The organism is Arthrobacter sp. AIWTK1 (assembly GCF_056680535.1).
Map to the genome: position 1 here is coordinate 3,574,944 of NZ_CM155287.1, position 13,102 is coordinate 3,588,045.

Below are 13,102 nucleotides of genomic sequence, written 5' to 3' on the forward strand. Positions count from 1 at the left end.
TCTATGACGAGATCGGTATGGCATGAGCAGCAGTCCATTTCTTCGGTTCCGTGTCGCCTTCATTTTGTTTGGCTTTCTCCTACTGGCAGGTTGTGCAGGAGAAGCACCCGCACCCTCCGCTGATTCCACGTCAGCGCCCGTCACAAAGCCTTCAACGACTACTTCCGCAAATGCAGTCGCACCCGCTGATCAGAGCGCCGTGTGCGCGGTGGCAGCTGAACTCACGCGAGCTGGTAAACCTGAGGAGGCTCTAGCAACAATCAAGAGGCTTCGTGAGCTCGGCCCAATCAAGCCTCCACCATCGGAGCCGTCGAGATCCTCATCCCCGTCAGAAACAGCGGCGGCTCCAACGGGCCCAAACAAGCCCTCTGAGGCGCCCACGCCCTTAAATACTGCAGCCTCGACTGCGGCAACGCCAGTTATCGATCCGGGTGCCTGTCAACAAGAATTAGTGGATGCGCTACGCGCGTCCGGAATTGCCCAAAAACCCGTCCAGACCCGCGTTGATAAACTACAGAGTCCACCCGGCGCCTGGCTGCCAAACTGGACGGCACCATTTACAAGTGCAGCCCCGGTATTCGGCGGCATGCTATTGGCTACTATGCTTTTGACCCGGTTTTTGGCATCCACCGCCCTATTTTCCAGAACGTCGCTCGGCCTTGTTCCCAGCGCTGCCCGATTCGCCGTGTGCCTTGCTGGAATCGTACTAGCCGTATCCGGCTGCTACGTTTTCGTGGCCAAATCGGCCGAAGCACTGGACCCGTTCAGCGCGCCCCCGGACGGCTCGAACGATTTGCAGCCAACAGTCGGAGATGTGGCGGGATGGCTCCTCTTCTGGCTGTTTATCGCCGTCGTCGGTGCGGGTCTGTTCGCGCAGTTTCTGACAAGCCGGTTGCGCGTATCCGTAACCATTCGGGACAAGACAGGCAAGACCGACGACGCAGCGATCGACAAGGCCGTTTCCTACATGACAGAGCTGGGCGCCCTACCTCCACGCGGACTCCAAGTCCCCCGGGCGACCGACGTAACAGCCCTGTCCGGCGATGTCCTTGTCGATACACCGACGAACAAGATCCTCGCGGCCCTCAAGAAGATCGTTCAATCAGCCCTGCTTTTTGTCCCTTGGAACGTCAGCATCGACGAAACCGGCGATGACCAAACCACAGTGGTCGTGGCCAGGAACGGCTGGGTCAACAGGGCTGCCACTTTCACTACCAAAAGCCTGGGCTTTCCTGACCCCGATACTGACCCCCGAAAAGGGGACCCTTCAAGCCTGGCTGTGTCACCCCCTGGCGATCGCCGGCAGAAGGTGGCGGCAGCTGTTGTCATCTCAACCCTCGCAACCAAGCACCGGGGCTTTGAAGGCCTGTGCGGAGCAACGCACTGGCGAAGCATAGGGCTTCACTACATCGCCACCACGGAACTGGACCAGCATCCTACGCAAGCCGTCACGCTCCTGGCCCAGGCCCTAAACAACGATCCGCTCAATCTTCCAGCGCAACTGGCCAGCCAGTACTACCGGTACAAGAAATCGCGCACGGAACCCGACTTGCTCGCCTTCACCAATTGGCTCAACGCCCGAATAAAGGACCTACCGGACAAGAACGGCCGTCTTCCTAAAGGATACGAAGGGATTTACAGACGCCTGCTCCTGAACTACGTCTTGGCAATGCTCAACTTGCACAGCGTTCGAAAATCGGTCCACAACGAACTCACGGAAGCCGAGAAGAATGAGACCCTCCGTATTGCCCAACTGTTGACAGAAAGACTGACCAAGCGAGTTCTGCCTGCGGACGTGATGGGACAAGCCATGCGAGATGTGGCCAACATAGCGGAACGGGCCATAAAGGACATCAAGTGGCCGCCCACTACCGCTATCAACCAAGAGGAACAGCCGCCGGCCGCCACAGTAAACAAACCAGCCGATGCCCCAGGAACTCAGGCTAAGAAAACAGCGGACTACGGCCGTAAACCGGAAAAGGACTGGACGAAAGCTGAAAACATTCCCTTGGCGCCCAGCGTCGCGTACAACCTTGCATGCTATCTCGCCTCGCGCACTTCGCCAGCCGTCAAACCCAGCCCGGCGGAACAACCGCTAAAGGTCGCTTGCGAGGATGATCGTCTCCGTTCGTGGGCGAAGGAAGACCCAGTCCTCGCGGATTTCCACGGCGAAAAGTGGTTCCAGAAGCTGGTAGGCGCCAGCCCGCGACAAGCCTTCTTAGAAATAGCGCCGTTCAATGATTTCAAGGCCAAACTTGAAGCCATCGGCGCAACCACTCCAACGCGGCTACTGGCCGTTGCCCCGTGGCGGCTGAGAGAGTATCTGGACCTTCCCTCACTGCGAGCTGACCGAATCCGTCGCCTGGCCACGTTGGCTCAGAAGGTGGACAGACTCGCCAAGGGCCCAGACTTCAACTTCGCCAACGTCAAGGGCTATGAAATGGAGCTCCTCGAGTTGCTCATCAGCGCGGGTACCGAAGATGCGGCGGACATCCAAAACGACGCGGAACACAGGAGAGTGCTGACGACAAACCTCAAGAATCGGTGCCTTATCGAGATCCGCGACCGCGAACTCAGCGTGTGGCTTACGGCCCTGAAGCAGTAGGACGGCATAATTACAACGGGCTCGATCAGCGGCCCTTGAACTCCGGTGTCCGCTTCTCCTGGAACGCCTTGAAGCCCTCCGAATAGTCCTCGGACTTGCACAGCCGGGCCTGCTCCGCGTTCTCCTCCTCCATGGCCTCCCAGAGGCCAAGGCGCTGGTCGCGGATGTGGGCCACCAAGTCCTTGCTGGCGTTGAAAGCACCCGTGGCACCCGTGGCAACCTTCGCCACGATGCCGCGCGTGTTTTCCAGCAGCTCGTCCTTGGGCATCGCCCGGCTGAACATGCCCTGCGCTACGGCTTCAGCCCCGGTCATCAGCTCGGCCGTGTAGATCAGGTCCAGCGTCCGGTGCATGCCCAGCCGCTCCGTGAAGTACCAGTGGCCCCCGGAATCCAGTGTGGCGCCCAGCTTGGCGAACGGCGAGCCGAATTTGGCGTCCTCCGCGACATACACCACGTCCGTGGCCAGCAGCAGGCCCAGCCCCACGCCCAGGCAGGCGCCCTGCGCCGCCGCGAACGTTGGAGCCGGGAATGCGGTCATCTTCTTCAGCAGCGGCTGCAGCAGGCCGCCCAGGTACCCCTGCACGTCGTCCGTTTCCGGCGTCACGCCGGCGATGTCCCGGCCCGCGCAGAAGGCGCGTCCCTCTCCCCTGAGCAGCAGCGCCCGCACCTCACCGCGCGTGGCAGCGTCAGCGGCGTCGTCGTACGCCTGTGTTAAATCCTTCAGCGCCTGCTCGTCCAGTGAGTTCAGCTTGTGCGGCGCGTTCAGCACAACCTCGGCGACGCCGTCGGCGATGGAGAGGGAGATCATGGGGCTCCTGTTCGTGGCCGTGACAGCCGGGTTGAAAAGGCTTAGACGTCGAAGTCGACGGTGACTTCCGGGGTGGTGGGGTGCGACTGGCAGGTGAGCACGTAGCCCTTGTCCAGTTCATCCTGCTCCAGGGCGTAGTTTTCGTCCATGGTGACGGCACCCGTGACCACTTTGGCGCGGCAGGTGCCGCACACTCCCCCGGCGCACGCGAACGGCACGTCCGGGCGCACCCGCAGTGCGGCGTTGAGGAGGGATTCGCGGGCATGGGTGGGACTCTCCACCTTGCCCTCGAGGCCGTCCAGCTTGAACGTGATCTTGTAGGTGTCCTTGGACTCGTCCGCGATCACCGGCCGGCCGATGTTGCCTTCCGGGCGGTCCGGCTTGCCGGAGGTAAACAGCTCAAAGCGCACATGCTCGGGCTGCACGCCGCGGGCCGCGAGGGTGTCCCTGCATAGCTGCACCAGCTCGAACGGCCCGCACAGGAACCACTCGTCCACGTCGTCCGCGTGGATGGCGGTGCCCAGCAGCGCCTGGAGCTTCTCGGCGTCGATCCGTCCGCTCAGCAGCGGCGCGATGCGCTGCTCGCGGGACAGCACGTGGTGCAGGGCCAGGCGGCTCGGGTACTTGTCCTTCAGGTCCGCCAGCTCCTCCAGGAACATCACGTCCATGGCTGCCTTGTTGGCGTAGATCAGGTCGAAGCGGGTCTCCGGGTTCGCCGCCAGCAGCGTGCGGGCAATCGCGATCACCGGGGTGATGCCGGAACCGGCGGCGATGGCCACGAAGGAACCGGGCTCCCCCACCAAATCCTCCGGGTGGTTCATGGAGTTCATGACGTTCTGCTCCACGGCCTTGCCGTCGCGGCCGTGCTTGGACACGAACGCGCCCATGGGGCTCATCACGTCCAGCTGGTCGCCGGGCTTCAGCTCGGCATTGGCCCACGTGGAGAACAGCCCGCCCAGGTCCTTCTTGATGGCCACGCGGATCTCGCTGCTGCCGTCCGCGAAGCTGCGCGGCTCGGCGCAGATGGAGTAGCTGCGGCGCACCTCGTGCGGCTGGCCGTTCTCATCCGGCATGGTGGTGCGCAGGGCCACGTACTGCCCGGGCAGGTAGTCGTACTGGCCGGCAAGCTCCGCCGGGACCCCGAACGTCACCTCGATGGCATCGTCCGTGAGCCGGCGGACTTCCGCCACCGTCAGCGTGTGGAAGGACGCACGACGGCGGCCGGTGGCCGTGGCCTGTTCGGCGGCAGTCTGGCGGACAACAGTCATGGGAGCACCTGTTCCTTACAAAACTTTGAAGTAGTCGAACGGTTCCTTGCAGTCCTGGCAGACGTACAGCGCCTTGCAGGAAGTGGAACCGAAGCGGGTGAGTTCCTTGGTGTTCAGGCTGGAGCATTGGGGACACTTCACAGCCATTTGCAGGCGGATCGGGCCTGCGTGGCGGGCCGCGTCCGAGCGGCCGGTGGGCGGCGCGATGCCGTATCCCTTGAGCTTGGCCTTACCGGACTCGGTCATCCAGTCCGTGGTCCACGCGGGGCTGAGCACCAGCTCCACGTGCACGTTGGGGTAGCCCGCCTTGGCGAACGCCGCGCTGAGGTCATCGCGGATGGCGTCCATGGCCGGGCAGCCCGAGTACGTGGGCGTGATGGTGACCTGTACGGCGGGCACCATGCCGCCGTCGTCGAACAACTTCACATCCCGCAGGATGCCCAAATCCGCGATGGTGAGCACGGGGATCTCGGGATCGCACACCGTGGCGGCGAGGTCCCAGGCCTTCTGCTCCGGAGTTTTCACGGTGCGCGCGGTGTCGCTGTCCGCGGTGGGGTGGCTGACGTACATGTCCGGCATGGCTACCAGCTCGCTCCGGGGTGCTGGCGGGCCAGCACCTGCATCTCGGCCAGCATGTAGCCCAGGTGTTCGGAGTGCCTGCCCTGGCGTCCGCCGCCGAGGGCGGCCGGAACCTGCGGAAACTCGAGCTCCGCCTCGGCCAGGACCTCACCGGTGAGCCGGTCAAAGTCCGCGCGCAGGCTGGAAGGTTCGACGGCGGCACCCGCCGCTGCGAGGCGGGCGGTGAGTTCGTCGTCGCGGAACAGTTCGTCCACGTAGGGCCAGATGACCTTGAAGCCGTGGATCATCCTGCGGCGGGATTCGTCCGTGCCTAGGGCCAGGCGCAGCACCCACTGGGCGCTGTGGTCCCGGTGGTAATCCACTTCCTTGACGGCCTTGGCGGCGATGCCGGCCAGGGTGGGGTCCGTGGACTTGGTCAGCCGGCTGTAGAGCTCGAACTGGTAGTAGCTCACCACGAACTGCCGGGCAATGGTGACGGCGAAGTCCCCGTTGGGCTGCTCGAAGAGCTCGATGGAGCGGAATTCGTCCTCGGAGCGGAAGTAGGCAAGATCGTCCTCGCTCTTGCCGTTGAGGCCGCCGGCGTAGCTGAGGAACGACCGTGCGTGGCCCAGCTGGTCCAGGGCGATGTTGCCCAGGGCGATGTCCTCTTCCAGCTCGGGGGCGCGGGAGATCCAGTGGCCCAGGCGCTGCGCCAGGATCAAGGCGTCGTCGCCCAGGCGCAGCGCGAACTCGGCCACGTCCTCGGTGGGCTTGGCAGTGCCGCGGCTGACGGCGAGCGCGATATCCTCCGGGCGGAGGGCGTTGCCCGGCGTGATGCGGGTGGCGCTGGCGGTGGCGTCTCCGCTGGTGCCGGCGGTGGCGACGCCCACGGAGATGTCCCCGTGGCCGCCGTCGTGCGTTGTTTCTTCGGTGGTGGTTTCGGGTGAGGTGCTCACAGGTGCTTCACGCCCTCGCTCTTGGTGTAGTACGTCGCGTGACGGTAGTCCTTGCCCTGGGGCGATTCGAAGAAGGCGCCCTTGGCGTCCGGATCGCTGGAGGCGATGGCCTCCGCGGGGACAACCCAGATGGACACGCCCTCGTTGCGGCGGGTGTACAGGTCACGGGCGTTGCGCAGCGCCATCGCTGCGTCCGGCGCGTGCAAGGAACCGGCGTGCACGTGGGACAGGCCGCGGCTGGAGCGGACAAAGACTTCCCAGATGGGCCAGACGTTGCCGGCGGGGGTTTCGGGGCTCATGCTGCGGATTCCTTTTCTGCTTGCTTCCGGCTCTGCTTTTCCGCGTAGGCGGCGGCGGCTTCGCGGACCCAGGTGCCGTTGTTGTGTGCTTCGCGGCGCCGTTCCAGGCGCTGTGCGTTGCAGGGGCCGCGGCCCTTCAGGACTTCATGGAACTCGTCCCAGTCCAGCGGGCCGTGCTCCCACTTCTTGGTTTCTTCGTTGAAGCGGATGTCCTTGTCCGGGAGGGTGAGCTCCAGGACCTTGACCTGCTCCATCATCATGCCGACAAAGCGGTTGCGGAGTTCGTCGTTGCTGAAGCGCTTGATGTTCCAGGCCATGGACTGCTTGGAGTTGGGCGAATCGTCATCCGGCGGGCCGAACATCATCAGGGCCGGGGCATACCAGCGGTTCACGGCATCCTGGGCCATCTGCTTCTGCTCGGGCGTGCCGTGGGAGAGTTCCAGGAGGATCTCGAAGCCCTGGCGCTGATGGAAGGACTCTTCCTTGCAGACGCGGACCATGGCTCGGCCGTAGGGGCCGAAGGAGGCGCGGCAGAGCGGCACCTGGTTGGCGATAGCGGCGCCGTCCACCATCCAGCCGATGGCACCCATGTCCGCCCAGGTGCGGGCGGGGTAGTTGAAGATGGAGGAGTACTTGGCCTTGCCGTCCATCAGGTCCTGGTTCATCTGGTCGCGCGGCTGGCCGAGGGTTTCGGCGGCGGAGTACAGGTACAGGCCGTGGCCGGCCTCGTCCTGGACCTTGGCCATCAGGATGGCCTTGCGCTTGAGGCTGGGGGCGCGGGAGATCCAGTTGGCTTCCGGCTGCATGCCGATGATCTCCGAGTGCGCGTGCTGCGAGATCTGGCGCAGCAGTGTTTTGCGGTATGCCGGGGGCATCCAGTCGCGGGGTTCGATGCGCGAGTCATCCGCCATGACTTTGTCGAAGTATGCCTGGCCTTCAGCGTCACGCCGGGCCACATCTTCGAGGCTCTGTTCGTGCCGTGCCGCTGTGGGCTCTCCGGGCACTGACTGCAGGGTCTGCGCTGCCATGGTTGCTCCTATGCATATCCGATAAATAATTACCGACCGTTCGTTCAGGATATGCGGAAGCCGTGAGATGCGTCAAGCACCTCCGGTGTTTGGTGGGGTAGCTTCGCGGCGTGACGCAGCCCTTCTGCCGGCGCGCCAGCGGCGGCGCCGGTTACAAAATCCGCGTGTGTAGGCTGTGGGCATGACGGCACCGCAGATCTATGTCAGTTTCCCCGGCACGGCGCGCGAAGCACTCACCTTTTACCGTGACGTCTTCGGTGGAGAGCTATCGCTGTACAGCAAGGAGGACTTCGGCAGCAGCAACGGGCCGCCGGATCACATCGCCCACGGAGTCCTCAGCGGCACTGTCGCCCTGGCCGGATCGGACGCGCCAGCCGGCGGGAAGACGGTCCGGTTCGAAGGCCTCATGCTCTCATTGCTCGGGACCGCCGAACCCGAAACCCTCCACGAGTGGTTCGATAAGCTCGCCGTCGGCGGCCAGGTGGTGGACCCCCTCGCCCCCAAGCCGTGGGGTGCATCCGATGGCCAAGTGATCGACCGGCACGGACTTCACTGGCTCATCGGCTACGAACCCGGCGGAGCTGGCTGAGGTCTTTCACGATTCGGGGAACTGAACGTACAAACTTCCCCCATCTGGCCTTTTGTAACCGGAGCCGGCCGCGGAACGACAGGTCCGCATAGAGATTCCCGCTCAGGAAGACTTCCGGAGCCGGGAACACCGCGCGGAACAGCATCTTTGGTTTGTCCCGCAACGGGGCCTGGGCAATGGCGATGATCCGGGCGCTGCCCGGCTCCTTGGACAGCAGGCGGTTCCGCCACTCCGTGGACGCCTCCGGCCAGGCAACCGCCGTCGGCTCTTGAAGCAGGCCCTCGAGAAATGGACGCATGGCTGCCAGAGAGTCCGTGGCCGTGGAGATCTCCAAGATGGTGGTGGCGTGCGACTCCCGCTCCGTGAGGTCTCGGAGGAACTCTAGTTCCCGCTGACTCGTCGGCAGATGGGGAGAGCGAAGAGCATGCAGGGCAAGAATGAGGATTCCCAGCGCCTTTGACGGGACCCGCACCTCCTGCCCTGCAAGTTCAAGGGCCTCTGTGTGCGCCCACATCACCTCGAAGCAGTCAGCGGGGTCCAGTTCCATGCCGGGAAAACGGAAGTGGACGTCGATGCAGCAGGGCCAGGACGGATGGTCGATGGTGATGGAGTGCTTTGGAAAGGTCCTGCTGTCCGGGTCCACCGGCCGGCCCCGCCAGCCCCGCTCGCGCATCCCTGTCAGTAACGCTTCCAGGTCCGCCGGGGACACAAAGACATCAACGTCCACAGACATCTTGGGCAGGCGCAGCCCCTGGACCACGCCGGCCGGACCCTTGATGAAGAAGGCCCGGATTCCCAGGCTGTCCGCCACCCGCTGCACCAGGGCATGGCCCAGGAGCACGGCCTCGGGAATGCTCAGCTGCGCTTCATCGGCCGCGTTCTGCGTCGCGGGGTTCTGATTGGCTGGGTCCTGCATGGCTTGGTTCCGCACGGCCAGGCCTAGCCCCGTGCCCGGCGGCCGGCTGATGCGGGTTCCAGGACCACTTCGGCTTCGGTGTCCCACTGGGGTTCGTGCGCCGTGGCGTCGTGGTGCGCAAAGTCCGGCACGTCCTGCGTTTCAGGCGCGGACGTGTACGTCCCGTAGTAGGAGTAGGCGTCAGTGCCCTTGGTGGGCACATAGTTCAGGACGGCACCCAGGATGCGGCCCTTCACCTTGTCCAGGTTGCCGAGGGACTGGCCCAACTGCTCCTGGGTGGTCCTGCCCGTCCGGATCACCACGATGGCGCCGTCAGCCACGCGGGAGAGCACTGCGGCGTCCGTGACCGGCAGCAGCGGCGGGGCGTCGATCAGCACGATTGCGTTCTGGGCCAGCGTATTGAGCATGTTCTTCATGGCGCGGGAACCCAGCAGCTCGCTGGGGTTCGGCGGAACCCGTCCGGAGCCCAGGACGGAAAGGTTGGGCAGGGCACCCCAGGGCTGGAGGACGTCCTCCAGTTCGGCGGTGCCGGTGAGCACATCGGTGACCCCGACTCCCGGAACCAGGTTGAAAACGTCCACCAGCGTGGGGCGGCGGAGGTCGCCGTCGACCACTACGACATTCTCGCCGGCGGCCGCCATGGTGACCGCCAGGTTGGCCGTTACGGTGGACTTGCCTTCGGCCTGCATGGAGCTGGTGACCACGATGATCCGCGGCGGCTGGTCCACGTCCAGGAAGCTGAGGTTGGTGCGCAGTTCCCGGAGGGCCTCGGCCATCGCCCCGCCTTCATCCGCTTCGTGGAGCTGCGCAAAGGCGCCGGCTTCCAGGATGGTGCTCTTTTCGTCCAGGCGGTGGTCCACGGGGAGGGTGCCGATCACCGGGACGTCGAAGAGCCGTTCGATTTCGGAGGCGTTGCGGATGCGCCGGTCCAGGTGCCGGCGGACCAGCGCATAGGCCACGCCGAGGGCCAGGCCGATCAGCGCACCGAGCGCCAGGGTGAGCTTGACGTTCGGGGACACCGGGCTGCTGGGAAGGACCGCCTTGCCCAGCGGGAGGATCCTGACCGCGGAGGCCGTCGCCGCTGGTGCGGTGGCAGCGTCCGGCGCGGTGCCGGCGTCGGGCGTTGGCGTTGTTCCGTCTGCGTTCAATCCGGCTGCGCCGGGTGTGGCTGTTTCGATTGCCTCCACCTGCGCGGCGAGGCCGTTGACCCAGGCGTCCGCGACGCGCTGGGCGGTTGCCGGATCGGGCGACTGGGCGGTGACCCGGATCTCGGCCGTATCCAGCGGAACCTTCACGCTGATGGTGCCGAGCAGGGCGTCTGCGGTTGTTTTTAGCTCCAGGGACGCGATGACCCGGTCGGCCACGAGGCGGGACTTGGCCACGGACTCGTAGTTCTTGACCTTTGCCTTGGCCAGGCTGTCCCCGGCGAGGGAAAGGCTGACGTTGTCCGAGCCCGGCGTGACCACGATGCCGCTGGAATCGGACGAGTAGATCTTCGGCTGCAGGACCGTCCAGCCGAACGCCGTTAACGTGGCCAGCAGGGTGAAGGCGACGATTGCCTTCCAGTACACCCGCACCACCCGAAGGTAGTCGGCCAGGTCCAGGCCGGCAGGTGCTTCGGCGCCGGGCGCGATGTTGACGCTCATGGTGGTTCCTTCCAAGTTTGTGTGTTTTCCTGCCCGGTCTTCGTTGCCGGGTTACTGCTTACTGCTGCGGGCGGCCCCCCACCTTCGAGTGGTCCCCCACGCGGTTGGCGGCTAGTGCCGCCCTGCTTTAGTCGCCGCCCTGTTCCAAGACTGATTTCGCGATGAGCTGGCCGGCGGCTGCGGCGACGGCGGCCCGGTAGTCGTCCGGCCGGCCGTGAACTTGTGCGACTTCCTCGGCCAACTGGTCCAGCGTCACGGCACTGGCCGTGGCCTCCCAGATGGCCGGTCCGATCCCGCTCAGCCGCACGATCTCCGACTCCAGCATCACCAGCAGGTCGCCGTCGATGGCCACGGCGTCCTTCGGTTCCACCCGGCGGATCCAGCCTTCGGGGATTTCTCCCGCTTCGGTTCCTGCTGCGGCTGTTGCTGCTCCTGCCGCTGCCGTTCCTGCGGCCGGGCGGGCTTCCCACGTGGGCTTGGAGCGGCGCTGCTTTTTGAATAGCGGTTCCAGGGCTTGGGGCAAGTCCGCGGCCTCGGAGTACGTCACCTGCCACACTCCGCCCACACGGTCGATCAGCCGGCACAGCGACTGCAGCGGCTCGTCGATCTCGGCCTGCGAGGACGAGTCCGGGATAAGCGCGAGCAGTGCGTCCGCCAACGGGAGCTGGCGGAGGGTTGGTTCTTCGTCCACGTTGGACGTCGGGGCGACCCGGTCCAGCTCAATCCGGTCCAGCTCAATCCGGTCGAGCAGGACGATGGACTGGATGAACGGCTTGGCGGGTGCCGGCCGGAGGCCGAGTTCATCCGGACCCACCTGGTGCTTGGGTGCGCCCGGCCCCTGCTTCACGGACAGCGGCTTGGGGTACGGAAGCACGGAACCGTCCGGTGCGATGGCGACAGTTTCGTCCGTGACATACCCGTACGTCCCGGCCAGCACCGAGGCCGCGGTGGTTTTGCCTGTTCCGGACTTGGCCACAAGGGCCACCACGGCGCCGGTGGCGGGATCCGCGACTCCGCAGGCGTGGAGCATCATGAACTCGCCGGCGTTCTCCAGGATGGCCGCGACCGTAAGGCGGGAGGTGAGGTTCTCAGCCAGTTCCTCAAAGGAGGCTGCCTGCAGGGCGAACGTCCCGCCGTCGTGCATCAGTGACATATACGAAACGGAGGCAGAGAACGGGAGGGACTCCGTGGGTTCCTTCGCGAGCGGCGGGACCAACGGCGCCTCGGTGCCGGCACAGCGCGACCAGGCCGAGCGCATGCTTTGCTGCTGCTCCAGCGTGACCGAGCGGCCCCAGCGGATGCCGAACTGCGTGCCCAGGACGTCGAGGCTCAGGATTGCCCCGCCGCCCCGAAGGTTTTCAACAAGCCACTCGCTGGGGAAATCCCACTCGAGCTGCGAATTGGCTCCGCGCTCTTTGTCCTGGCCCTTCATGACTCCCCCATCAGTCTTGCCGGTTGGTGCTTGGTTACTGGTCCTCTTGGTTACTGGTCCGCGCTGGCGGCGGTGGCTGCGTCCGCGCTGGCCGCGATTTCAATGAGCCGCTGGGCCTCAAGGCTGGCGAGGAAAGCCTCGACCTGCTGCGCCAGCTGGCCGGCCGCATCCTCAAATGCGGCTTCCAGTTCGGCGATGACGTCCGACTGGTCGCGGCGGCCGTCGATCAGTTCCCAAATGACCGCCGCGGTGCCGTCCAAAACCACCGGCTGGGTTGCGTCCAAGTGGAGCAGGGCGACCCTGTTTGTTGACTCGGTGCGGACTTCGGCGACGTCGGTGGAGTGGTGGTAGATCATGGCTAGAAGGTGATGGTGGGGTTGGGAGTGGTCGGCGCCAGTGGAGCTATCTGACTTCCCGTCACTGCAATAGTCGTGGTCATCACAAAGGCGTAAGCCACCTTGCTCGGCTTCGGGTTTACGGTTTCATAGTGGAATTTGAGGGCAGACTGCAATGTTGCATTGGCGCCGATGTTTCCTGTGTACGTAAAAGTCCTTTTGGAGCCATGAGCAGTAAAAGTGCTGGTTGAAGACGGAGTGAAGTTTGCGACCGACTCAACTCCGATTCCCACAAGGACGGTCCCCACTGGGGCGAGGTCTATCGTCAAGGTAAAGGTACCCGTGAAAGAGGTTCCCGAGTTGGTGATGTCCAACCGGACGGGTCCGCTCCCTGAGTATGTTGTGCCGCCACCACCAATCTTGTTAAAAGTCGGCGCACCCCCGACCCAGGCCGCGGTAATTCCGCCCGACGCCGCGGCAGCCGGAGCCGCGATGGCTGTGACGATAACGGGCACTGACCAGGCCACACCTCTGACTACCCTGCGGCGGCTGAAACCGCGCTCTTCGCCGCTCGTGACCTCTGCGTTCAGAACCTCAGACAATTGCGCCCCCACATGGATTTCGACTGGGGCCAGCCCTCATGGACCGGCCAGATGCTTTCA

At 64.7% G+C, this 13,102-nt stretch carries 13 protein-coding genes; 2 read left to right on the forward strand and 11 right to left on the reverse strand.

The window, feature by feature from the left end; genetic code table 11:
• Window positions 1-451: 451 nt before the first annotated feature.
• Entirely contained in the window at window positions 452-2,605 is a 2,154-nt protein-coding gene (locus tag AC1MDG_RS16390; RefSeq protein WP_479805199.1) for a hypothetical protein, read from the forward strand.
• A gap of 25 nt (window positions 2,606-2,630) precedes the next feature.
• On the opposite strand, the gene AC1MDG_RS16395 is transcribed toward AC1MDG_RS16390, so the two are convergent.
• Genes AC1MDG_RS16395 through paaA form a run of 6 tightly spaced genes read right to left on the reverse strand, consistent with a single transcriptional unit; the run spans window position 2,631 to window position 7,522 of the window.
• Complete coding sequence (locus tag AC1MDG_RS16395; protein ID WP_479805201.1) at window positions 2,631-3,413, reverse strand: enoyl-CoA hydratase/isomerase family protein; 783 nt, start codon at window positions 3,411-3,413, stop codon at window positions 2,631-2,633.
• A gap of 41 nt (window positions 3,414-3,454) precedes the next feature.
• Window positions 3,455-4,681 carry a 1,2-phenylacetyl-CoA epoxidase subunit PaaE gene (paaE, locus tag AC1MDG_RS16400; RefSeq protein ID WP_011693041.1) on the reverse strand — a complete coding sequence of 409 codons (1,227 nt, stop codon included), beginning with the start codon at window positions 4,679-4,681 and terminating at the stop codon, window positions 3,455-3,457.
• Window positions 4,682-4,696: 15 nt separating this feature from the next.
• On the reverse strand, window positions 4,697-5,260 hold the full coding sequence (gene paaD / locus AC1MDG_RS16405; RefSeq protein WP_479805202.1) for a 1,2-phenylacetyl-CoA epoxidase subunit PaaD: 564 nt from the start codon (window positions 5,258-5,260) through the stop codon (window positions 4,697-4,699).
• A 2-nt stretch (window positions 5,261-5,262) separates the two neighbouring features.
• Window positions 5,263-6,195, reverse strand: a complete 933-nt coding sequence (paaC, locus tag AC1MDG_RS16410; protein WP_479805204.1) for a 1,2-phenylacetyl-CoA epoxidase subunit PaaC — start codon at window positions 6,193-6,195, stop codon at window positions 5,263-5,265.
• A complete protein-coding gene (gene paaB / locus AC1MDG_RS16415) occupies window positions 6,192-6,494 on the reverse strand; it encodes a 1,2-phenylacetyl-CoA epoxidase subunit PaaB (protein WP_011693044.1) in 303 nt (100 codons plus the stop codon). The genes paaC and paaB overlap by 4 nt, the downstream gene beginning before the upstream one ends.
• Window positions 6,491-7,522, reverse strand: coding sequence for a 1,2-phenylacetyl-CoA epoxidase subunit PaaA (gene paaA / locus AC1MDG_RS16420; RefSeq protein ID WP_479805205.1), 1,032 nt, complete (start codon window positions 7,520-7,522; stop codon window positions 6,491-6,493). The genes paaB and paaA overlap by 4 nt, the downstream gene beginning before the upstream one ends.
• A 181-nt stretch (window positions 7,523-7,703) precedes the next feature.
• Here paaA and AC1MDG_RS16425 point away from each other — a divergent pair, with 181 nt between their 5' ends.
• Window positions 7,704-8,111, forward strand: coding sequence for a VOC family protein (locus AC1MDG_RS16425; protein WP_479805207.1), 408 nt, complete (start codon window positions 7,704-7,706; stop codon window positions 8,109-8,111).
• Here AC1MDG_RS16425 and AC1MDG_RS16430 read toward each other — a convergent pair.
• The 5 genes from AC1MDG_RS16430 to AC1MDG_RS16450 form a co-directional block, all read right to left on the reverse strand.
• The gene (locus tag AC1MDG_RS16430; RefSeq protein ID WP_479805209.1) at window positions 8,080-9,027 is read right to left on the reverse strand and encodes a nucleotidyltransferase family protein; all 948 of its coding nucleotides are present in this window, start codon (window positions 9,025-9,027) and stop codon (window positions 8,080-8,082) included. The two genes, AC1MDG_RS16425 and AC1MDG_RS16430, sit on opposite strands and share 32 nt — an antisense overlap.
• A gap of 23 nt (window positions 9,028-9,050) precedes the next feature.
• On the reverse strand, window positions 9,051-10,673 hold the full coding sequence (locus AC1MDG_RS16435) for a tyrosine-protein kinase domain-containing protein (RefSeq protein WP_479805210.1): 1,623 nt from the start codon (window positions 10,671-10,673) through the stop codon (window positions 9,051-9,053).
• 127 nt (window positions 10,674-10,800) lie between these two features.
• Complete coding sequence (locus AC1MDG_RS16440; RefSeq protein WP_479805212.1) at window positions 10,801-12,105, reverse strand: ATP-binding protein; 1,305 nt, start codon at window positions 12,103-12,105, stop codon at window positions 10,801-10,803.
• Window positions 12,106-12,155: 50 nt separating this feature from the next.
• The gene (locus tag AC1MDG_RS16445; protein ID WP_479805213.1) at window positions 12,156-12,461 is read right to left on the reverse strand and encodes a PqqD family protein; all 306 of its coding nucleotides are present in this window, start codon (window positions 12,459-12,461) and stop codon (window positions 12,156-12,158) included.
• A 2-nt stretch (window positions 12,462-12,463) separates the two neighbouring features.
• Window positions 12,464-12,955 (reverse strand): hypothetical protein, encoded by a 492-nt coding sequence (locus tag AC1MDG_RS16450; RefSeq protein ID WP_479805215.1) that lies wholly within the window; start codon window positions 12,953-12,955, stop codon window positions 12,464-12,466.
• Between the last annotated feature and the right edge of the window lie 147 nt (window positions 12,956-13,102).

Bases quoted from the DNA above. Each gene is read 5' to 3' on its own strand.
- AC1MDG_RS16425 (WP_479805207.1), top strand. From the start codon at position 7,704: ATGACGGCACCGCAGATCTATGTCAGTTTCCCCGGCACGGCGCGCGAA.
- AC1MDG_RS16445 (WP_479805213.1), bottom strand. From the start codon at position 12,461: ATGATCTACCACCACTCCACCGACGTCGCCGAAGTCCGCACCGAGTCA.
- paaA (WP_479805205.1), bottom strand. From the start codon at position 7,522: ATGGCAGCGCAGACCCTGCAGTCAGTGCCCGGAGAGCCCACAGCGGCA.
- AC1MDG_RS16395 (WP_479805201.1), bottom strand. From the start codon at position 3,413: ATGATCTCCCTCTCCATCGCCGACGGCGTCGCCGAGGTTGTGCTGAAC.
- AC1MDG_RS16440 (WP_479805212.1), bottom strand. From the start codon at position 12,105: ATGAAGGGCCAGGACAAAGAGCGCGGAGCCAATTCGCAGCTCGAGTGG.
- paaE (WP_011693041.1), bottom strand. From the start codon at position 4,681: ATGACTGTTGTCCGCCAGACTGCCGCCGAACAGGCCACGGCCACCGGC.
- paaB (WP_011693044.1), bottom strand. From the start codon at position 6,494: ATGAGCCCCGAAACCCCCGCCGGCAACGTCTGGCCCATCTGGGAAGTC.
- AC1MDG_RS16430 (WP_479805209.1), bottom strand. From the start codon at position 9,027: ATGCAGGACCCAGCCAATCAGAACCCCGCGACGCAGAACGCGGCCGAT.
- paaD (WP_479805202.1), bottom strand. From the start codon at position 5,260: ATGCCGGACATGTACGTCAGCCACCCCACCGCGGACAGCGACACCGCG.
- AC1MDG_RS16435 (WP_479805210.1), bottom strand. From the start codon at position 10,673: ATGAGCGTCAACATCGCGCCCGGCGCCGAAGCACCTGCCGGCCTGGAC.